Source organism: Parabacteroides sp. AM17-47, from assembly GCF_003434625.1.
Lineage (GTDB): Bacteria > Bacteroidota > Bacteroidia > Bacteroidales > Tannerellaceae > Parabacteroides > Parabacteroides distasonis.
The window spans coordinates 1-21,793 of the sequence record NZ_QTLI01000007.1 but is presented as its reverse complement, the minus strand read 5'-3'; the positions used below and the strand labels follow the sequence as shown (position 1 = coordinate 21,793).

The following is a 21,793-nucleotide window of genomic DNA, read 5'->3' as shown; positions in this document are numbered from 1 at the left end:
CATGTACTTTTGCGGTATCAAATACATTGAACGAGAAAGATATGAAAAAGTTAGCGATCTGTATAACGCTCATTGCCGCCATTTTAACGGGCTGTAACGGAGACGAGAAAGCGGCTCAGGCCCGTTTGGACAAGGCCCGGGCCATGTACGAGAATAACGAGTTTTTCGGGGCGAAGAACGAGATAGACAGTATCCGGACGCTCTATCCCAAGGAAGTAAAGGTGCTGAAGCAGGGATTAACGCTTATGCGCCAAGTAGAAGTAAAGGAGGCGGAGCGCAATATCGCTTTCTGCGACAGCTTACTCCCTATCAAGCTGGAGGAAGTAGAGGGATTGAAGAAAGGCTTCGCTTTCGAGAAGGATTCCGTTTACGAGGAAATCGGCAATTATATCTGGAAACAGCAGACGATAGAGCGCAACGTGCAACGTTGTTACGTACGTTGCGGCGTGAACGAGGAGGGCGAGATGTATCTGGCCAGCGTATATTACGGCGGACGCCCCATCGAGCATACGGGAATCAAGCTGAGCCTGAAAGACGGCCAATTCGCCGAGACCGCTTCCATCCCGTACGACGGCGGACTGAATTACCGCTTCAAGGATATGGGAAGCACCACGGAGGTAGTGACCTACAAGGGGGAGCACTGCGTCGATGCCGTCAAGTTCATCTACGATAACGAGAAAGAGCGGATCAAGGTGGAATACACGGGAGGCAAGCCTTACATTATATATATGGCGGACGCCGACAAGAAAGCGATCGTCAACACCTTCAACCTCGCCACCGTATTAAGCGATATCAAGAGCATGAACACCTTGAAAGAGAAATCAGAGAAGAAGATCGCTTATCTAAAGAATAAACTGGAGGAGTAGAATCCCTCCATACAAATGGCCTACCTATAAAAAAGCACCGGGATCCCTACCATACAGTAGGAATCCCGGCGTTAGTATACAGACTGATATCCACTATCAGTTATTCATCATTTAACGACGACCTTCTGGGCGGTCTCGCCATCAACGGAAACTACCACGATACCTTTCGATGCCGGCATCACGAAGTTATCTGAAGAAGCGATAGCGGAAGCGGTGGTCTGACCTAAGATGTTAGACAATGTAACCGTCTTGCCTGCCGCGTTCAAGACCGTAACGCTAGCCTCGCCAGCGATTACCGTGAAGCTGGCAACCTCTTCCAATTGTTCGTTGGAAACCGGAGTCGGAGCATTCTCGATCGTGAACGGAACGCCAACATTAGACATTACCACAACATTGTTTACCACACCTACATAAGGAGTCTTCAACTCGCCCGCGGCCACGGTGCGATTCAGCTCTTTCTGGTTCTCCAATAAGTAACCACCATCCTGAGTTGTCTTGAAGGCGAACAAAGCGTTGTTATCCAAAGACGGAACGATATTCGCTTTATCGCTGAAGCCTACACGGTAGTAAGTAGCGCCATTGCTAACGAATGTCTCGTTAGAATCCCGCAAGGATACCATATAGTAGCGAGGAGAAACAGCTTTGGTAGTTGTCTCCGGCGTATAGATCGATGTCGTGATGAAATACAACGGTTTACCAGCGATCACGGTATCGGCTTCTTGAACCCATAAAGAGAAGTTGTCAGTCTCATAAGTTGACTTCAAGATATCTTGGCCTTCGTTCTTCACTTCGGCGAAGAAATTCAGCGGATTCATCGTCAAGAACTTACCATTCGTACCGAAACGCTTGTGAGAATTGTCGATAGAAGCGTACTCCGGAGCCTCTACAGCGACAAAGTCGAAGTAGTTAACCTTATCGGAAAGGATCAGGTTCGCCGTATTCACGTTCATAAAAACATATTGAGTGGTCGCGCCTACCCTTGTAGCCATCTGGTATTTGCCACCGGTCGTAGCCGTATTGAATACGAATTCCAACGGAGCGGTATAATCAGATAATTTCAACGGTCCGCCATTCTCGCTGGCAACCAAATCATTGCTGAAACGTTCTTTCAACATATAAGTCGCATGATACAAGGTATCACCTAAAGCACGGGCACCTAAACCATCCGTTACATTCTGTACGGAATCTTGGCTAACCACGATACGAAGAGCGGCTGCGTTCGCTGCGTCACCGGATTTAATCATCAATACGGAATCAGAAGTAAACGCATACAGATCGTCTACACCCGGAGTACCGGAGATCAAGTTCAATACATAACCATTATCGGCGAGTTCCTCCGCAGAGAAGTGACGAGTACCCAAGAATTTATCCTTTAAATCCACATTCGCTTGATATTCCACCGTAATAGAATCGGTGCTACCCCCAAATGTATAGGTATTGGCCATACCTTGAACGGCGAAGATCTCCTCGTTAGAAATAATAGTCGTATTCGTATTACGGTCTACAACCGAATACATTCCGTTGTTTTCCTTGATATACCATTGTCCCTTCGGTTGATAAATAGAAGGTTTGAAACCTGCCGCGGTTACCAACTTATCGGAAGCGGCACTCTTATCGTAAGCGACAGCGTATTGTCCGCCCTTATCGCCCTTGCTCGCACTCTTCAAGAAGTATACGCCTGTACCTGTAGCGATCGTAGAAGGAGTTCCCTTCGTTACGGTAATAACAGGAGCGGCTCCTTGAGCAGGTTGAGTAGAACCCGACTGCAAGTCAGATACGGTCAAGGCTTTCGTCTCGATCACGCTGGCATATACGACACGTACGTTCGGAACGGAGGTCATCGGACTTGCGTTCACGGTCGGAGCGGCAGCGGCATACATAGCCAAAGCATCGTTCTTCAAGTTGATCGTGAAATAGAATTTCTGGAAATCAGCGTTACCCAGTGTATGCAAGCCACTAGCGTCATAGGTGGAGTCAGCCGTAAACTTAGCCCCATATACACCGGTAGCACCGGCGATCACATTCTTCAATGTATCGACACCTAAGTATTTTGCTTTACCATCACTAAATACTTGGTCACCTTGGATTTGCAAGGTCACATATTTAGCGTTCGCAATAGCGCCTGTAGCGGGAGCCGCCGTATTCTTCGCTATCAAGTTCTTACCCTCGAAGATATTTCCTTGATAATTTCCTCCAAACGTCAATTGAAAGACTTGGAAACCATCCCCTAGCTCACTTGCGCTCAAATACATAGCGTCGCTAGGAGCCTCTACGGTAAATTTCGTAGAAGAAGCAGAAGAACCTAAGCTCAAGTCTGTCCCAGCTACATCCAACGCCAAGATTTGATTGTTTCCGTAATAAGCCTGAATAGCGCTACCACCGGCAGCGTCAGAGAATGTCCACTGATTCACGCCCGATGTGATAACAGGCTTTGCCGTAGATGAAGCCGCAAACGACAAAACGGCCTGTGTCTTCTTGTTCTTGAATTGATACACAGGACCAGCAGGAGTCGTGCCCGCATTCGTGATTTGCCACAAGGCAGAATCAATAGCGGCTTTGGTAGCGTCTGACGCCAAAGTTTTAACAATTACTGAGTCGGCTTTCTCACCACTTAAAGACAAAACGGAAGAACCTGTCTTTAAATAATAATAGTTACCGGCTTTCCACTGAGCCTCCGGAACGGTCGTACTCGACTGAGCATTAGCCGAGAATACGCCCGCAACCATCAGGGCTGCAGCAATAAGAGTACATTTTTTGTCCATAATCAAATAGATTTTATTTATTAATCACAGTCTAAACAGGGGTTGTTTAGAAAAGGTTTTGAGGGCGTATGAGATTAACAATCGATTTAGCGTCTTATAACAAAAATCGTCCTATTCTCACGAACAGGACGACTATACTACTAAAAATGTAAACAGTGTATTTATATAGTAATATCATGAAACTATATATTTTGGAGAAAAACCGCTCCACCTTCACAGGCAAAACGGCTGGAAATCTAATCTACTCAATAAATATCTTCACAGGCTTACTCGAAATAAGCATGTTCTTTTACGACATGACCTCTGTCATCGAAATAAACCTTATATATCTTACCATTTCTGGAAAGTAATACTACCTTATACTTCACAAACGTGCTATTGTTTGACACCTCAACTGATTTCACCATACATCCCTCATAGGAAGTATTTACCGCATCACGCAATACTTGGGGCATATCAGTTACCTCGATCGGATAAAATTTATCCTGTGCCACTGTTTCCTTAGCGCTACCGACCATCCCGGCTTGCGCTTCTACATCAGGGGCAATAAATAAGCCACATAAAGCGACAATAACCCCGTAAACAATCTTTTTCATACCTTAAAAACCTAAACCTTTTTTCTCTTACATCATAAATTCGCAGTATAGGGTGCAATCTCCGTGCCAAAACTCACCCTAAAAAACGACAAGAGAATAACAAGTTGTAAATCCGACAATTAACCAAAAGCGAAGAATCAATCATTCGGTTGCCAAAGTGTGGAACAAACCGTGGAATGTGGAAAATTTCCCCACGAGAGTGTGGAATCTCTACACACTACTATAAAAAACGAGGCCCACCCTTAATCTATATAAGGATGAGCCTTAAATCATTCTACTTAAATATAATCAAATAAAAATACTAAAGTAATAAAATAAAGTTCCGTAATATCGTATACACTCTGTGTCTAATCTCTAATTTGCGATTCACAAAGATAAATCTTTTTGTTCAACCATCTATAAAATAACCGCACATCTAACGAAACTCAAAGATTTTTGAACAAAGAGATTCCTTTTAAGGACAAGTCATAGATTATCACGAACTTCAATCCTTCGCTTGGTGTACGGTAAGTTGCGGGAATGGGAAACCGATACCTACCTCATTGAAGGTCGCGTAGATATTCTTGTTAATATCGAAATACACGCCCCAATAGTCGGAACTGTTTACCCAAACACGTACCACCACGTTTACGCTGCTGTCCGCCAAGGCTGTCAAGGCGATAAACGGAGCGGCCGGCTCGGACAAGATGCGGGAATCCTTCGCTAATACAGACTCTATCACTTGCTTTACTTTCTCATAATCGCTGCCGTATTCCACGCCAAAGGTCCAGTCTACACGGCGAGTCGTCTGGTTACTGAAATTAGTCACAACGCCACTGCTCAAAGAGCCGTTCGGTATATAAATGACCTTATTATCAACCGTACCTAATACGGTATGGAACATCTGGACCTCTTTCACGGTACCGCCAACGCCCTGCGCCTCAATATAATCACCCACCTTATAAGGCTTGAAAAGAAGGATGATCAATCCACCGGCAAAGTTTGACAGGTTACCGCTCAATGCCATACCGACAGCGACACCGGCGGAAGCCAATAAGGCGGCAAACGACGTAGTTTGAACGCCTAACGCCCCTACGACTGAAATAATCAATAAAATGGTTAAACTGACATTCACCAAACTGCCGACAAAAGTCTTGACAGAAGGATCGATATCCCGTTTGCTCAATATCTTCCGAACCAGTTTATTTAGTAAGTTTATAACCAATCGTCCCACCAAAAAGACAATAAGGGCTTTAATAATCGTAAAACCCAATTGGGAGCCATGCTCAACCAAGGATCTGATAGCTTCCTCTAATTTAGAACTCGCTTCTACAGCTGCTAATAATACCATATCTCTTCTATTTTAGTTAATCTATTAATTATATAACAATCTGATCTTCCAAAAATATTATGAAATGTAGCAAAGGTATAAAGTTTTTTTAATCTGGTAAAACCATGAAATTATTGCGTAGATTCGCGATCAATCAAATAATAGGTTAAATACGACAGCATGAAAATCCTTGCGATACTCGCCGCCCTTTTCCTTTCAATAGGCTATGGCTACGCTCAGACATACGAGAAGTTTGTCGAGAAAAGTTTTGACTTCTTGGACAAGAACGACTTAGTCTCCGCCGAAGAGAGCCTACGAGCCGCCATGCGCCTCGAACCGGGAAACCCCAACAACTACGCCTTGCTCATGAATCTCGGGACGATACAGCGCAGGCAAGGGAAACTGGAAGATGCCCTTCTCTCCTATACCGCCGCCCTAAGCCGCCATCCGAATAATGAGGCCATACTGGAAAATCGTGCCGGCTTATATACGGAAATGGGTGAGATCGAAAAAGCGACGAACGATTACAATGCCCTGTTAATCTTGAACCCCCATCATCAAGAGGCGTTATATTGCAGGGCGATGCTTCATTTGCAACATAAGAACTATCTGTTGGCCGAGCAGGATTTCGATAAGATACTGGAAGTAAACGAGAAATCCGTGAAAGGACGTCTGGGACACGCGATTCTCGAGAAGCTACGGGGGAATTACGATGAGAGCGAACGCATCTTTAATTACTTGATCAACGAGATGCCCCGCGAATGGATCTTATACGAGGGCCGTGCCGATCTATACTTCATGATGGGCAAGAACGCCCGGGCTATGGCCGATATCAATCGCATTTTCGTGGAAAGTACCCCGACAGCCGCTTTATATGTATTGCGAGGCAAAGTAAAACTCGCCCAATATGAGAAGGCATCGGCCGCCTTAGACTTCAAGAAAGCTGAGGATATGGGATATGATAAAACGACTATCGACGAGTTGATGAAGATGGCTCGTTAAGGCTGTTTTTATACGTATAGTGGCATCGGCTCACGCGAGTAGTGGTATTGGCCTACGCCACTACTCGCGTGAGCCGATGCCACTATACGTGTGAGCCTGCGCCACTACTGGTGCGAAATCGGCCCATTTATACTACTTTTCCGTGATATAATTGACAACCCAACTACCCACTTCTTTCGTTCCATATTTCGCTCCACCTTCCACTTGGATTTCCGGCGTACGGACATTCGCATCGAGGGAAGCGTCTACGGCTTCACGGATCAAGGCTCCCTCTTCTTTGAGGTCGAAATACTCGAATAACATCGCTACTGAAAGAATTTGCGCCAAGGGGTTCGCAATATTCAGCCCTTTCGCCTGCGGCCAAGAGCCATGAATCGGCTCGAAAACCGGCGTGCTCTCTCCGGTAGAAGCGGAAGGCAGCAAGCCCATAGAGCCGCTGATGCAAGAACCCTCATCCGTCAAGATATCACCAAACGTATTCTCGGTTACCATCACGTCGAAGAATTTCGGCTCTTGGATCATACGCATAGCGGCGTTGTCCACATACATATAGTCTGTCGTTACTTCCGGATAGCTAGGAGCCATCTCTTGAGCGATCTGGCGCCATAGACGGGAAGAGGCAAGTACGTTCGCCTTGTCAACAACCGTCAGGTGCTTATTCCGTTTCATCGCATACTCGAAGCCCACTTTCAAGATACGCTCGATTTCCGGGCGGGTATACATATTCGTATCGTATGCCTTATCGTTGTCTTGATATTTCTCACCGAAATACATACCACCGGTCAACTCACGGATACATAAGAAATCCGCGCCATCCACCAATTCGGCACGCAACGGCGATTTATGCAATAGGCATTTGAAGGTCTGCACCGGACGGATATTAGCGAACAGGCCCAACTTCTTACGCATCGCCAAAAGACCTTGCTCCGGACGTACTTTCGCTGTCGGATCATTATCAAACTTAGGATCGCCCACGGCCGAGAAAAGAACAGCGTCGGCATCCTTACAAATCCGATAGGTCTCCTCCGGGAAAGGATCGCCTACCTTATCGATCGCGTCAGCGCCACAAAGAGCATACTCATAGTGAACCTCATGTCCGAATTTCTCACAAACGGCACTCATTACTTCCACGCCTTGCACGGAAATCTCTGGTCCGATCCCGTCTCCGGGAAGTACTGCTATATTCAGTTTCATCGTAAATGTTTGTTATTATTCTCTGTTAAAATGTACATACTTAGGCTCCGTGGGGAAATACGTGTCATCATCCCACAGGGTACTTGTAATCATCAAGTCGGCGCTATAACGGTTACAAGCGATAGGTACGTTATGAACACGGCACTGGCGAAGCAACATCTGGATGTCGGCCTCGTGCGGTTGCGGATTCAAGTCGTCTATCAAAAAGACCGCCAAATCGATCTCCTTACGGACAACCATAGCGGCAATCTCAGCATCGCCTCCCATCGGACCGGAATGCATGCAAGCAATATCCGCGTTCACCCCTTTTTCCTCGAGAGCTTTACGAACCAAATTTCCGGTCGTACCCGTACAAACAATATGGTGGTGAGACAAGAACTCAGCGTTATGTACCGCCCATTCTACCATTTCCGCCTTACGATTGTCGTGCGCTACAAGCGCGATAGTCAACTTTTTCATACCCTTTACCTTTTTAATTATTAATCCTCTATCTTGTTCAGCATCTTCAATGTCGCCTTGATCGCCGCCTCAGTCTGATCAGCGTCCAGACCACGAGTCTTGAAATCGACCCCGGCATAATTCCAGCTGATGACCGTCTGCACGAACGCATCCGTACGTCCTCCCGGCGGGATGGATACCGAATAGTTCGTCAACATCGGGAACGGGCGGTTCAAACGGGAATAAATCCGGCGTAGGGCACGAACGAAAGCGTCGTATTGGCCATCACCGGAAGCCGATTCCTCGTAAGCCTCGCCATTGATCTCGATCTTCAAGGTAGCCACCGGTTTCAGCCCTTGGGCCAAGGATAAGGAATAGTTCAAGATCCGTATTTTCTGATCCTCCAGCGCATTATCATGATGAAGCACATCGCTGATAATATAAGGAAGATCCTCCGGGGTAACCATTTCTTTCTTATCGCCCAGCTCAATGATCCGCTCCGTAACCTTACGCATCGAACCCTCGTCCATGTCGATACCGAGCGCTTCCAGATTCTTGCGGATATTCGCTTTTCCAGAGGTCTTGCCCAAAGCGTACTCGCGAACCCGTCCGAAACGCTCGGGGAGCAGGTCGTTGCAATACAGGTTGTTCTTGCTATCGCCGTCCGCATGGACACCGGCGCATTGCGTAAACACATGCTCTCCGATGATCGGCTTATTGGGCGGGATATGCACCCCGGAGTAGGTCTCAACCAAACGGCTAGCCTTGTTTATCTTTTCCTCCCTCAAGCTCGTCTCCTCTCCCAACTGGTCCTTGATAACGGCAAGTACGCTACTCAAAGGAGCGTTACCCGCACGCTCTCCCAAACCGTTCACGGTCGTATGGATTCCCTTGATACCCGCACGGATGGCGGAATATACATTCGCTACGGCAAGATCATAGTCGTTATGCGCGTGGAAGTCAAACCGTAAATCCGGGTAGCGGTCCACCATCATCTTGCAATACTCGTAGGTATTTCCGGGATTCAAGACTCCCAAGGTATCCGGGAGCATGAAACGGCAGATCGGAAGTCCTTTCAACGCATCGATTACCAAGAATACGTAATCCGGGGAATGCTTAATACCGTTCGACCAGTCCTCCAAATAGATATTCACGTCGATCTTCCGTTTCGCCGCTTCCAATACGACCGTACGAATATCGTCAACGTGTTGCTCGGGAGTCTTTCGAAGCTGTTCGGTGACATGCTTATAAGAGCCCTTGCAAAGCAAGTTCACGACACGGCAACCTGCGGATTCAATCCAGTCGAGAGAGACCGTACCATCCACGAAACCCAAGACCTCCAATTTGTCTAGGTTCCCGGAACGGGCGGCCCAAGCGGCTACACGCTTCACGGCCTCAAACTCTCCGTCCGACACACGGGCGGAGGCGATCTCCACCCGGTTCACGCCTAAGTCGCTCAGCAGCACTTGCGCTATGCTGAGCTTCTCGTGAGCGGCGAAGGAGACGCCCGAAGTTTGCTCCCCATCTCTGAGGGTTGTATCCATTATTTCTATCATAATCAGCGTGCTGCCTCGAAGGCTTCTATCTTTGATTTATTTGCCAGTAAATAGTCGATATCGTCCAATCCGTTGATCAGGCAATCCTTTTTATAGGCGTTGATCTCGAAATGCTCGCTTTTGCCCGTAGCCTTGTTCGTGATCGTTTGCTCCGGTAGATTTACCTCGACCTCAGTTTTCGGGTCCTTGTAAATCGAATCGAACAATTCAGCGAGGAACTCTTCAGTCACAACAACCGGCAGCACGAAGTTGTTCAACTCGTTGTTTTTATGGATATCGGCGAAGAAACTGGAGACCACGACACGGAAACCGTAATCGGCGATCGCCCAAGCCGCATGCTCACGGCTGGAACCGGAACCGAAGTTCTTTCCCGCTACCAATATCTTTCCGCTATACGTAGGATCGTTCAAGACGAATGATTCGATCTTATTACCTTCCTTATCATATCGCCAATCCCGGAATAAGTTCTCGCCGAACCCTTCCTTGGTAGTCGCTTTCAGAAAGCGGGCTGGGATAATCTGGTCGGTATCCACGTTCTCTAAAGGAAGAGGCACGCAAGTGCTTGTGATTATATTGAATTTTGTTTTCATCTTATGCTACTTTATTAGATTAGTCTTTACATCAGTTCTCTCGGGTCCGTGATCTTACCTGTCACAGCGGCGGCGGCGGCCACAAGCGGCCCCGCCAAGATGGTGCGAGCACCCGGTCCTTGGCGGCCCTCGAAATTACGGTTGGAAGTGGAGACCGCATATTTACCCGCCGGAACCTTATCCTCATTCATCGCCAGACAAGCGGAACATCCCGGTTGACGAAGGACGAAGCCGGCCTCGGCCAAAACCTTGTCGATCCCCTCGGCACGAATCTCCCGCTCTACCTGCCAACTGCCGGGAACCAGCCAAACCGTTACATCATCCGCTTTCTTCTTTCCTTTCACCAAAGAGGCGAAAGCACGGAAATCCTCGATACGGCCATTCGTACAGCTACCTAAAAAGACATAATCCACTTTCTTACCCAACATAGACTCGCCTGCCTTGAAGCCCATATAATCCAAAGACTTCTTATAAGAGATACGGCCTGCCTCGGGCACGCTCTCTAAGGAGGGGATATCTTTGCTGATACTCATACCCATGCCCGGGTTCGTACCGTACGTAACCATCGGGTCGATATCCTCGGCGTGGAAAACGATCTCCTTATCGAACTTAGCGTCCGGATCACTATACAGCTGACGCCACTCGCTCACCTTCCGCTCCCATTCCTCGCCTCTTGGGGCAAACTCACGGTCTTTCAAATAATCGAAAGTAACATCATCCGGAGCGATCATACCGCCACGGGCACCCATCTCGATCGAAAGGTTACAGATTGTCAAACGTTCCTCCATGGTCGTATTACGAATCGCCTCGCCAGCGTACTCTACGAAATAGCCCGTAGCACCGCTGGTACTCATCTTACTAATAATGTATAAAGCAAAGTCCTTCGCCGTAACGCCCGGTTTGCGTACACCATCGATCGTGATACGCATCGTTTTCGGCTTACGCTGCATGATACATTGGGTAGCCAAGGTCATCTCCACCTCGCTCGTACCGATACCGAAGGCGATAGCGCCCATGGCACCGTGCGTAGAAGTATGGGAGTCGCCACAAACGATCGTCATACCCGGCTGCGTCAAGCCTGTCTCCGGACCTACCACATGGATGATACCATTCTTCGGATGTTGAAGACCGTAATACGTCAAGCCGAAATACTTCGCGTTCTCTTCCAAGGTATCCACTTGATTCTTGGATATAGGGTCCTCGATAGGCTTATCTTGGTTCAATGTCGGGATATTGTGGTCCGGCATACAAGTGATTTGCGCGGGACGGAAGGGCTTCAATCCACGTGCACGTAATCCGGCGAAAGCCTGCGGGCTAGTCACCTCATGACAATACAGACGGTCGATATACAATTGTATGGTTCCGTCGGGCAACGTGTCCACCACGTGTTTGTCCCAGATTTTCTCAAATAATGTCTTGCTCATTGTCTTGTCTATTTTTAGTCTACTATAAACTTATTGATGGCGTCCACGAAAGCCTCCACGGAAGCGGCGATAATATCGGTATTCGCGGAGAACCCATAATAGGTAGCCCCGTTATACTCTACCTGCATATGTACCTTGCCCGTATCATCGCTACCTTTATTAATGGCTTGAATCAAGAATTCCTGAATCGTCATGTCACTATTACTAATCGCTTTTTTCACCGCCTTGATGCCTGCGTCAACCGGACCGTTACCAGCCGCGGCCTCGTATTTTCTTACTCCCGACAAATTTAAACAAATACTTGCGACTGATTGTACTCCAACACCACTAGTTACCTGTAAATATTCCAATTTAATACGGTGTGTGGCCGTACGATCCTTTCCGACCAACATCAAAACATCATCATCATTAATATCTTTCTTACGATCGGCCAGTTTCAAGAACTCATCATACACCTTGTCCAATTTCTCCTGCTCCAGATCCACACCTAAAACATGCAGGCGATGCTTCAACGCCGCACGACCGCTACGAGCAGTCAATACGATCGCGTTATCATCGATACCCACATCCTTCGGATCGATGATCTCGTAGGTTTGCGCATTCTTCAAAACGCCATCTTGATGGATACCGGAGGAGTGAGCGAATGCGTTACGTCCGACAATAGCCTTATTCGGTTGTACCGGCATATTCATCAAGCTAGAAACCATACGGCTCGTACTATAGATCTTATTCGTCGTGATATTGGTGATGATATCACGTTCTTTATGGCTCTTGAAAATCATGGCGACTTCTTCCAATGACGTGTTACCTGCACGCTCACCGATACCGTTTACGGTTACCTCCACCTGACGGGCTCCGTTCAACACGCCTTGTACGGTATTCGCAGTAGCCATGCCCAAGTCATTATGGCAATGAGTGGAAAGAATAGCGTTATGTACGCCATCCACATGTTCCATCAGATACTTAATCTTCGCCCCGTACTCATCCGGCAAGCAATATCCTGTCGTATCCGGGATATTCACTACGGTAGCCCCGGCCTTGATCACGGCCTCCACGACACGGGCCAGATATTCATTATCCGTACGCCCGGCATCCTCACAGTAGAATTCTACGTCCTCCACGTACTTTTTAGCGTATTTCGTGGCGGCGATCGCACGCTCTATAATCTCCTCTCTCGTGGAGTTAAACTTGTATTTGATATGAGAATCAGAAGTGCCGATTCCGGTATGTATACGTCCCCGCTTAGCGAATCTCAACGCCTCGGCTGCCACGTCGATATCTTTCTCCACCGCACGGGTCAAGGCACAGATGGTCGGCCAAGTCACGGCCTTTGAGATCTCAACCACACTCTTAAAATCCCCGGGACTGGAGACAGGGAAACCAGCCTCGATCACATCAACACCTAGCTGTTCCAATGCCTTAGCTACTTGAATCTTTTCCACTGTATTCAACTGGCATCCCGGAACCTGTTCACCATCACGTAAGGTGGTGTCGAAAATAAATAATCTGTCTGACATAATCTTATATTCTTAATTTACTAATATCCTATACTAACTAAAAAAGCCTCTCTCACAAGGAAGTGAGAAAGGCTCTTTCATCTATCGTAATGCTCGCAAAGCATACAGTCTCACTTCCTATCCCGTTCCCAGAGTAGAATAATGTTTAGAGAAATAATGAGACTATTTTGCAAGTTGCGTGTCATTGTTCTTGTCTTTATTGTTTTTGTTTGAACGTTGCAAAGATACGGCCTTTTTTGATACCACCAAATATAATTCGAAGTTTTTTACAGGATATTTCTTATAAAACGTAAGATAAACAATTACATCTGTTACTAAATAACACTGCCCATCGTTAGGTCGTAACGATGGGCAGTATAAGCTGCTTACGATGCCCATCATAAAGACCTTATGATGGGCAGTGTTATGATACGATAAAAACGGCTCGCACTAACGAACCACGACCTTCTTCACGAACGAGGCATCTGGAGCGGTACACTTCAAGAAATAGACACCGGCATGACCTACCGGAATCTCCATCTTGCCGCAAACCTTTCCTTCGAAAATAACGATACCGGCTACGTCAACCACCTTCAAGGCAACCTCCTGCGGCATATCCACGAAGATGGATTGGTTGGCCGTATACAGGCTCATACCCTCCTCGATGGACTCCACGCCGGTAGGCACGTCCGGGTTCTCCGGGTCTACGGGATCCACAGGAATGACCGGGGTTTCCGGATCGGTGGAGGAAGAGGTAGAGGAGACAACCTTCACCTCTATCTTGCTACTAACCGGCTTATAATTCGGATCGGTCGGCGTGAAGGCAATCTCTTGCATTCCCTTTTCGGTAATCTCCTTATCCGGATCGCTCCAAGCGAATGTTCCGGCTACGATACCGGCGTGACCGCCTTGTAAAACAGACTCGGATAGTTTTTGACCGGACAATATATCGGAAGCCGCAGGCCATGTAACCGTAGGTGTACCCAAAGTAATCTCATAAGTAAACACCTTCGTATAAGATTTATAAGTTTTATCTTCCGGACGATCAACACGTACATAATATGTACCCGGATTCTTCAATGGCACTTTATTAACCTCGGCATTACAATCTTCTTCATTCTGGTAGAAAGAGATCACGCAAGAAGTATCACTACCTTTTACCTCCACGGTTTGTGCCATGCCATTATATTCAGATGACTTAGCCAATGTACACGCTGGGTATTCATCTTTAGGAGCATATATAGGATAAATCTCGACATCTCCCGTTACTTGGTATACCCTTGGATTGTCACTATTTTTGTCTGACCACTCAACGAAGTGCTGACCTACAGGCGCAACAGCCTCCAATGTGATCGTTACCCCTGCTCGAATATCATTCAAATCACAAGGAAGACCACCATTCGTAATCCTCACACCCTCCGGTTGCGATCCATTACTCGAACGTAAAACAGGAGTGCTATTACCTAAAGAGAAGTTCACAACAGGATTCGTTGAATAATAGTAAATAGTCGTACCCTCGTAATTCTTAAGAGCATCACCTTTCGGTGTAATCTTGTATGTCGTTACATTATCCTTCGTCTCTGATATAATATTCACGAACTCAGTACCCGGTCGAGTGCCAGGATTCGCTCCATGCGATGTAGGAGCCTTCGTTATCGTCACTTTAGACTTTTTAATTTTCAAGCCTACACGTCCTTCATCCGGCTTATTAGGATCCGGATAGATCTCTTCAAACGCCTCATACAAGCCATCCTCGGCACGCCTCAATACGACCGTATAATCGCCCGCATCAATAGCCGTCGAAGTTTCCTCACCGTCATTTATCTTATACTTGACATCGAACGAGAAGCCTGCGTAAGTCTGCGAGGCGAAAGGCGTGAAGGGGCGGGATACGCCACTGTAGTAGTATTCTTGATACGGACAAAAGATGTATTCCCTCTTGATCTTCACCCGATGGTCAAACACGGCCGTCACGGTCAAGGGGCCGGTTACGGTCAAGATATCACTCTGGGATATTTCCTTGCTGTTCGCCAAGATGGTAAGCAAGCTTGCGCCGGCTTGCCCTTCCGCTTTAGCTATGCGCACTCTCGTTCCATATGCCAGTTCTTCACCACTGCCTACTTCAGTCCAACTACCATCCTCACCCTCTTTACTCAAGGTGATCGTACCGGAGGCGGTCTGGCTCGGGTTGCTGCTTACGGCGGAGGCGGTCACAGCATATCCTTTCGCAACGAAAGAGGCATTTACCAACGTGATATCGCCGGTCACGGCGCATAGATTGTCGGTGCCGGGTCCTGTCACGCCGGACAGACCGACGTTACCCTCCAGCTTATACCCGGCATCCGGAAGGGAGATTACCCGAATCTTCGAGCCTACCGCTACGGTAGAGCCGGAAGTGATCAGCGTACCGTCTTCCTTATATAATAAGATAGAGCCGTGCTCCATGTTCTTCTTTTCGAGGGTGACAAGGGCCATGTTGACCGGTTTAGGCTCGAATACGGCTTTGATCGTCAAAGGCCCGGTCAGCGTTACCTTGTCGCCCTTGAGCGACTCCCCGTTTATCTGCAATGATTTCAGCTGGGTGTTCACGCTCGGGATTGCCGCAATCTGTAGGATCGAGCCTTGCTGCAATTCATCACCATTTGAGACCGGCTTCTGCCCATCCGCCGCCTGATCGTCCGGCGTGGTCACTTTAAGGTCGCCGCTGGCATCGCCGAATGTCTCGATAGATACCTTATGCAGGATCGGGGTAAAGTTGGCGCTATAGGTTCGATCCGCACCTACCGTAACCGTGAGCGTGTCTTTCTTGCCCAAGTCTACGCTCTCGCCCGCGATCGACCAGCTTGAAAGCTGATAGTTGGGTAGAGGGGTCGCTACCAAGGAGATCTTTTGACCCTTTACATACACGTTATCCTCAGCCTTGCCTAATACGTTTACGGCACCACCCGTTGTCTGTACAGCGGTGACCTTATAGGTCGTGTCTACCTTGACCGCCACGGACAACGCCGCCGTATTGTAATAAGAAGAGTTATCCGGATAGAACGTCACGGAGTACTCATGCGTACCTGCCGGCACCACGGTGTTTCCGTATGTCCAAGCGAAGGTACCGGCTACCAGATATCCCTCATCTGTAACGCTACCGCCGGACAGCAAGGAGGTTGAAAGCGATTGGCCCGCCTTGATGCTTGCGGCAGTCGGGGGAGTGATGTCGCCCTCGGCGATAGCCTTCTTGCTTCCGGTCTGATTCGCCTGCGACTTCTGTGCATTTCTCGTCCTTATAGTACCCGATCGTCAAGGTCTTGCCATCAGGAAGGGTCGCCGGGATGGTCTTACAGTCCAATACAGCGGCTTTCTCCGTATTGACCACCTGTTCCAAGCCCGATACGTTCACGACCAGTTTGGCCTTTTCCTTATGAGAGGTCAAGGTAGCGGTGAGATCCGTGACTGGCTGTCCCTTGGATGCCTTGTCGGACAAGAGACCGTTCTTCGCCGTGAACGTCCCTTCCACGAAAGAGACCGCCAGCTCTACCGGAATGCGTAGCACGGCACCCGGGGCCTTCATCTCGGTATTCCTCACGCTGTATACCACGCAGCGGAAGCTGCCATCGGCGCGCTTGCTCCACGTGAGCGCATGATCGTCCGCCAGCTCGCCGAGGATAGGCGTACCGCTCAGCAATACGCCCGCCGGCAAGGTGAAATCCACTTGGAATGAGGAGAAATCTACCGTATTATCGGATACCTTCAAGGTGAGCGTATCCTTGCTGCCAGCGGCGTTCAGGTTCGTCTTCGCCAATTTCCACTGGGCGGCGGTAGCCGTTCCCGCCGATAACAGCAGGAAGAGGGCTACGAATAATTGTTTTATATGATTCACTTTCATAATTTACTTACAGATAAAGATGTTAGTATTACTTGCCTTCACACCATGGCCTGTCTTCGCCGTCAAGCGGTAGTAGTAAACGCCCGCCGGTAAAGGAAGGGCAACCGTATAGCGGTTCTCGCCTACCTCGCCGGGCAAACCGTTCAGTACCGCGGTCAACGCACCGCTCGCGGAGAATACATGGATCATAACCGTCTGGGCGGGTTCCTCCAGTTGATAAGAGAAGGTCGTGCTGCCACGGAACGGGTTCGGATAGTTGGAGACGGCCTCCAAGCGGCTGATCGCCTCGATCGGGGCATTGGAGGTTACGATCGCGTCGCCACCGGACCTCAAGCTGTTGGCCTTCGCGTCGGAGAAGGAGGCTCCTACCAAGGTAACGCCCGCCGGCATACGCAGGATACGGCTCTTGCCCGAAGGAATCGTGCGGCCATCCAAGCTATAACCGATCACCCGCAAGGTATCCCCGTTCAAGCTGGAAGCCTGCAGGAACTTGGCGGCATCGCCCAGCAACGGGATCTCGTCGATGGCTCCCACCAACTCCAGATAGATACCGGCTACCGGTACTTGGCTATTCATCGTCAAGAAGTTATCAGCGTCGAGCTCCATTTGTACGGGAACCTCGGCCTCAGAACGCAGTGCACTGGCCTTGGTAACCGGCTTGCCGTGGATGAGGTTGACGATACCGATTACGTCAGCGATCTCTACATTATTATTATAGTTCACATCCGCCTCGGCAAAACCGAAGTTGGGGATCATGTTATCCTTGTCCCGCAAGATGTAGCTTACGGTAGCGGTCACGTCTTGTACGTTTACCAGCATGTCGAGGTTCGCATCGCCATCGCAGGTGTAAACCCACGCATCGTACTGAACCGTCCAGCCGGGGAATAATGGATTGGTTACAAGACCAGCAATTTGATAATTCGGGGTCAAGTCTTCGGTAATCGTATAGCGGCTGTCCGTATGGTCGATCGTATCGCCGTCGAATACCCAAGTAAAGCGAGAGGCGGATGTACCTACCATCTTTTGTGAGGAAAGATCGATTGTCTCCCCATAAGCCACGAAACCTCCCGGACGAACCTCACCTACCGGCAACCTAACAACACCGAAGGCAGCCTCCAATTGCCGCGGGTTCTCCACGTTAGCGAACTCCAAGCACGAACCATCGGCATTGAAAGACATCAAGGCCGGGAAGTCCGCCAAATCGATCCGGGTAGTGGGTATAGGCAAGCCATATGCGGTTAATTGAGCGGCAAGGCCCGAAGCCGAAGCGCTGTTCTCTACCCCGTCAAGCATCGTCCAATTCAAGAACAACTCCTTCAAGTTTTTGTTCTTAGACAAGTCGAGAGCCGTCAAGTCCGTACTAGACACATCCAGATACTCCAGCGATGGATACTCGGATACGATCAAAGATTTCAAAGAATAGTTTCCACCCAGCATCAAAGAACGCAATACCGTATTGTTCTTCGGCAAGGTCAGTTCCTCCACCCTATTGCCTGTCAACGACAAGATCTCCAGCTTATCCAAGGCAGCGAGATCTACCTTCTTCGTAAAGCTTTCGCCCATCTCATACATATATAAATGTATCAAGCGGCGCGGGTTCTCGTCGTTCCAAACGGCTTGCGCATACAGTGAGCCCTCGTTTGTCTTCCATGCGTCGCTGCTCCACCACTCGCTCAATGCCTTGTTGTTGGAAGCGTCTACGATACGTGCCAAGGTAGCCACGTCGCTCTCGGCGAATACTTGGGGGACGGTGGTCTCCACATGGATACGTGAGGTCTCGATCTGCCAACCGGAACGTACATTGATCTCCGTGATTTCACAGAACCTCGGGTTCATCAGCTTACAATAGTAGTCTCCATACTTTTCCTCCTTGCTGTTCAGCACAAATACGCCCGGACGGTTTGGCACCGGCTTCAATGCCTCTTTCTCCTCTGTCCTATATTTGGCGTTTACCCATAGGAATACGGTCTCTATGCCATCGATCACGGCCTCCGAGGAGAGATCGATCGTATCGCCGTTCTCGAACCAGTATGGATCTCCCGGATGAGAGGGGGAAGTAAGCGTTATGCGTCCCCAACCCTCATAATTTATCTGCCGGTAGTTCTTCACCGTAGAATATCTCAAAAGAGATCCATCCGCATTCAAGTTACTCAAGTTCGGGTACTGAGCCAGATCGAGACTCTCCACGTATCCCGGCAATCCCAACGACTCCAAATTCTTCCCTACTTGTGAGGAAGGAAGCTCATACTCCGTATCTTGCAGATATAGCTGACGGATAGATGCCGGCAGGTTCTTTACCAGATCCGCGAACTGTTCTGTATGCGGCAAGGCCAAATAGGTCAAGCTCGTAACCTTGTCGAAACCTTGCAACTTCAAGTTCGGGCAGTACTCAATCTCCAGACGGCTCAATAGCTTGAAGGATGAGATATCCAGCGAAGCCAAAGGCGAATGCTCAAGGTAAAGCTCCGTCAGCTTCGAACAACCGGTAAGGTTCAGTGCCGCCAGCTTCGTATCTTGGTACCGTCCCTCCAACGTGCGATTCGTACCGAATCTAAAATATCGCAGTTCCGGACATTTGGATAGGTCAATAGAAGACAGATTCTTACTATATATATGCAAGTGCTCCAGCTTCGTGTTCTTCGATACATCCAGTTTCGAGATATTCATGTGATTCTCGCACTCGAAATGCCTCAACTCGGTGAAAGCGCTTAGGTCTAATTGAGAGATCGTATCCGTAGAGTTCCACTCGAACCAGATATATAAATGTGTCAACCGGCCTACCTCACCCGTGCTCCAGTCCGTGCGGATATTGTCTTGATAAGAGTTCCAATTCTCGCGCTCCCAGCCCTTGCTATCCACGAACTCCTTCAATTGGGTGATATTCGGGTTATCGGCAGCCAACTTCTTCAATCCGGCGATGTCCGCAGGGGAGTAGTCTGCAGAGCCACGAGCAACCTTGATCCTTGGTGTCTCCATACACCAATCTCTGTAATTATTGTTTGTGATCTCGCACTTATAATATTCGCCCGGCTTTCCTTCAAATATGAAAGCACCGTCCTTGCCAGATACCGCCTGCATAGTCGCTTTCGTCCGTTTACCAGTAGCCCGATCAATAAGGTACCATTGATATACCGATTTCACGCCACCCACCGTAGCGTAAGCGGATAGATCGATCTCCGTGCCTGCTGCGGCGTAAGCGTTATTGCCATCTACCGGAGTACCGGCCATGATCGTAGTATAACCATTCATCCAGAAATTCTCCGGTAACGAGTTCGGGAGCTTCACCGTAAACCAAGTAAGCGAATCATTACCATACAAACTCAAGCTCCGAAGTTTTGTCAAAGTGGACAAATCCAAGGATTTCAACCGGGTATTCTGCAAGTCCAACTGCTCTAACCCGGACAACGCCGATACATCCATGGTAGTGACCGTCTGTGTCCTACCATCATCGATGAAGAAGCTTTTCACCCGGCTCGTGGACTCGGTGTTCCATGTCACGCCCACGTTGTAGCCATCGTTCGATCCCCTGTCTTTCAAGTAATCCTTGTTGGAGATGAAGTTCTGCAAGTCCGAGTTCAGCGGATTGGCCTCGGCGATCGCTTTCAAAGCGGCTATATCGTCCTGTGAGTTATTGGCCGGAAAAACGAACGGTGCTTGGCCGCCATATACTATCCTATTGTCGTCCGCATCACAAATATCCACTTGAACCGTTCCGTTCCATTCCTCCGTGGCGTGAGCCATCAACGTGAATTGCGTAGCGGAGAACGAAGGAATATCTAATACGTATATAGGCTCATTATATAGACCAGTCTCTTTACTTAGGTTCTGCCCGGAAAGGGTCAAGCCTTCAGAAGGGCCATTCAGATAAATCTTCATCTTAGCGTGTTGCCCCTGCAGGAAACCAGCCTTCGTCACGTTGATCGCAAAAGGGATATCCTCGTTCAGATCGCCGGATGTACGCGACAACTCTCCCATAGCGGGAGCCTTATCACCGAGCATAAATCGTATCGTTTGCCCGGTAGAGGCTAGGGCAGCCGTGCCCATGTCTCGCGAGCTGTACACTTTTACGGTATAGTCCGCCGAACACTCCTTCGAGCTATTCATTTGCAGACGAAGCCCAACGCTATATCCATAGTCCGTCAACTTCTCGTCCGGTATCCAAAAGCCGCCATTGTCTAACGTTTGCGCCGGCTCAGAATCCTCAAAGCGGAACTCTACCCCGTCCGGATTCGCCGTGTTCGCCAGCTGTACACGTACAGCCATGCCCTTCGTGAAGTTCTCGATATTGAAATTCAAGCTCCAAGTAGCCATCGGATCCCACTTGTAGATAAAGCTATAAGCTACAGGATCCAGAGTATTGGAAAACCGTACCTCCCCTTTCGCCTGGCTCTGTGGAGCCCCGGGTGTCATTCCCGCCGGGCTCGCCGACCCGGTCATACCCCAAGCCAGCCCATGCCCCGGCCATGCGGCGCATAAACATAAGACCATCGCGATGAGCGACAACCTCATACTAATTCCTCGCAAAATTGTTTTCATAAGCAATAAATTTATAAATAGGTGTTTTGTATTCATAATACGTATCGGTATCTCTCACCATTCCCGATTTAGCGTGTCATTCGTAGGATGACCTTTTCTCCATGCGCCAAGCGCAAACACGCCGGGCCGGTATGCGGAGGAAATCCT

The 21,793-nt window shown here is 48.7% G+C and carries 14 protein-coding genes; 2 read left to right on the top strand and 12 right to left on the bottom strand.

From position 1 onward, the window contains the following. The first annotated feature begins 41 nt into the window (after window positions 1–41). The gene (locus DW205_RS06675) at window positions 42–866 is read left to right on the top strand and encodes a hypothetical protein (protein WP_005864407.1); all 825 of its coding nucleotides are present in this window, start codon (window positions 42–44) and stop codon (window positions 864–866) included. A gap of 107 nt (window positions 867–973) precedes the next feature. On the opposite strand, the gene DW205_RS06670 is transcribed toward DW205_RS06675, so the two are convergent. From DW205_RS06670 to DW205_RS06660, 3 genes are all read right to left on the bottom strand, one after another. Beyond that, window positions 974–3,628 (bottom strand): DUF6383 domain-containing protein, encoded by a 2,655-nt coding sequence (locus DW205_RS06670; protein WP_005864405.1) that lies wholly within the window; start codon window positions 3,626–3,628, stop codon window positions 974–976. Between the two features lie 266 nt (window positions 3,629–3,894). Beyond that, entirely contained in the window at window positions 3,895–4,224 is a 330-nt protein-coding gene (locus DW205_RS06665) for a hypothetical protein (RefSeq protein WP_005864403.1), read from the bottom strand. A gap of 484 nt (window positions 4,225–4,708) precedes the next feature. Next, a complete protein-coding gene (locus DW205_RS06660; protein ID WP_005854480.1) occupies window positions 4,709–5,554 on the bottom strand; it encodes a mechanosensitive ion channel family protein in 846 nt (281 codons plus the stop codon). A gap of 159 nt (window positions 5,555–5,713) precedes the next feature. Between DW205_RS06660 and DW205_RS06655 the strand changes: the two genes are divergently transcribed. Then, window positions 5,714–6,535: a tetratricopeptide repeat protein gene (locus DW205_RS06655; RefSeq protein WP_005864401.1), complete on the top strand. Its 822-nt coding sequence runs from the start codon at window positions 5,714–5,716 to the stop codon at window positions 6,533–6,535. 132 nt (window positions 6,536–6,667) lie between these two features. Here the strand turns inward: DW205_RS06655 and leuB are convergent, their stop codons facing one another. From leuB to DW205_RS06615, 9 genes are all read right to left on the bottom strand, one after another. Further along, window positions 6,668–7,729 (bottom strand): 3-isopropylmalate dehydrogenase, encoded by a 1,062-nt coding sequence (leuB, locus tag DW205_RS06650; protein WP_005854478.1) that lies wholly within the window; start codon window positions 7,727–7,729, stop codon window positions 6,668–6,670. A gap of 15 nt (window positions 7,730–7,744) precedes the next feature. Further along, window positions 7,745–8,188: a methylglyoxal synthase gene (locus tag DW205_RS06645; RefSeq protein WP_005854477.1), complete on the bottom strand. Its 444-nt coding sequence runs from the start codon at window positions 8,186–8,188 to the stop codon at window positions 7,745–7,747. 20 nt (window positions 8,189–8,208) lie between these two features. Further along, the gene (locus DW205_RS06640; protein WP_008778605.1) at window positions 8,209–9,723 is read right to left on the bottom strand and encodes an alpha-isopropylmalate synthase regulatory domain-containing protein; all 1,515 of its coding nucleotides are present in this window, start codon (window positions 9,721–9,723) and stop codon (window positions 8,209–8,211) included. A gap of 2 nt (window positions 9,724–9,725) precedes the next feature. Continuing rightward, on the bottom strand, window positions 9,726–10,313 hold the full coding sequence (gene leuD, locus DW205_RS06635; protein WP_005854475.1) for a 3-isopropylmalate dehydratase small subunit: 588 nt from the start codon (window positions 10,311–10,313) through the stop codon (window positions 9,726–9,728). Window positions 10,314–10,339: 26 nt separating this feature from the next. Beyond that, window positions 10,340–11,737, bottom strand: coding sequence for a 3-isopropylmalate dehydratase large subunit (gene leuC, locus DW205_RS06630; RefSeq protein ID WP_005864399.1), 1,398 nt, complete (start codon window positions 11,735–11,737; stop codon window positions 10,340–10,342). Between the two features lie 14 nt (window positions 11,738–11,751). Then, window positions 11,752–13,254: a 2-isopropylmalate synthase gene (locus DW205_RS06625; protein WP_005864398.1), complete on the bottom strand. Its 1,503-nt coding sequence runs from the start codon at window positions 13,252–13,254 to the stop codon at window positions 11,752–11,754. Between the two features lie 429 nt (window positions 13,255–13,683). Further along, complete coding sequence (locus tag DW205_RS06620) at window positions 13,684–16,386, bottom strand: hypothetical protein (RefSeq protein WP_232054455.1); 2,703 nt, start codon at window positions 16,384–16,386, stop codon at window positions 13,684–13,686. Next, the gene (locus DW205_RS22470; protein ID WP_233523137.1) at window positions 16,370–17,110 is read right to left on the bottom strand and encodes a hypothetical protein; all 741 of its coding nucleotides are present in this window, start codon (window positions 17,108–17,110) and stop codon (window positions 16,370–16,372) included. Before DW205_RS22470 ends, DW205_RS06620 begins: the two co-directional genes overlap by 17 nt. Window positions 17,111–17,113: 3 nt before the next feature. Next, entirely contained in the window at window positions 17,114–21,646 is a 4,533-nt protein-coding gene (locus DW205_RS06615) for a T9SS type A sorting domain-containing protein (protein ID WP_005864393.1), read from the bottom strand. Between the last annotated feature and the right edge of the window lie 147 nt (window positions 21,647–21,793).

Excerpts from the sequence above, each read along its gene's own strand:
- DW205_RS06625 (WP_005864398.1), bottom strand. The coding sequence starts at position 13,254 with ATGTCAGACAGATTATTTATTTTCGACACCACCTTACGTGATGGTGAA.
- DW205_RS22470 (WP_233523137.1), bottom strand. The coding sequence starts at position 17,110 with ATGAAAGTGAATCATATAAAACAATTATTCGTAGCCCTCTTCCTGCTG.
- DW205_RS06665 (WP_005864403.1), bottom strand. The coding sequence starts at position 4,224 with ATGAAAAAGATTGTTTACGGGGTTATTGTCGCTTTATGTGGCTTATTT.
- DW205_RS06675 (WP_005864407.1), top strand. The coding sequence starts at position 42 with ATGAAAAAGTTAGCGATCTGTATAACGCTCATTGCCGCCATTTTAACG.
- leuC (WP_005864399.1), bottom strand. The coding sequence starts at position 11,737 with ATGAGCAAGACATTATTTGAGAAAATCTGGGACAAACACGTGGTGGAC.
- DW205_RS06655 (WP_005864401.1), top strand. The coding sequence starts at position 5,714 with ATGAAAATCCTTGCGATACTCGCCGCCCTTTTCCTTTCAATAGGCTAT.
- leuD (WP_005854475.1), bottom strand. The coding sequence starts at position 10,313 with ATGAAAACAAAATTCAATATAATCACAAGCACTTGCGTGCCTCTTCCT.
- DW205_RS06645 (WP_005854477.1), bottom strand. The coding sequence starts at position 8,188 with ATGAAAAAGTTGACTATCGCGCTTGTAGCGCACGACAATCGTAAGGCG.
- DW205_RS06670 (WP_005864405.1), bottom strand. The coding sequence starts at position 3,628 with ATGGACAAAAAATGTACTCTTATTGCTGCAGCCCTGATGGTTGCGGGC.
- leuB (WP_005854478.1), bottom strand. The coding sequence starts at position 7,729 with ATGAAACTGAATATAGCAGTACTTCCCGGAGACGGGATCGGACCAGAG.
- DW205_RS06660 (WP_005854480.1), bottom strand. The coding sequence starts at position 5,554 with ATGGTATTATTAGCAGCTGTAGAAGCGAGTTCTAAATTAGAGGAAGCT.
- DW205_RS06615 (WP_005864393.1), bottom strand. The coding sequence starts at position 21,646 with ATGAAAACAATTTTGCGAGGAATTAGTATGAGGTTGTCGCTCATCGCG.
- DW205_RS06640 (WP_008778605.1), bottom strand. The coding sequence starts at position 9,723 with ATGATAGAAATAATGGATACAACCCTCAGAGATGGGGAGCAAACTTCG.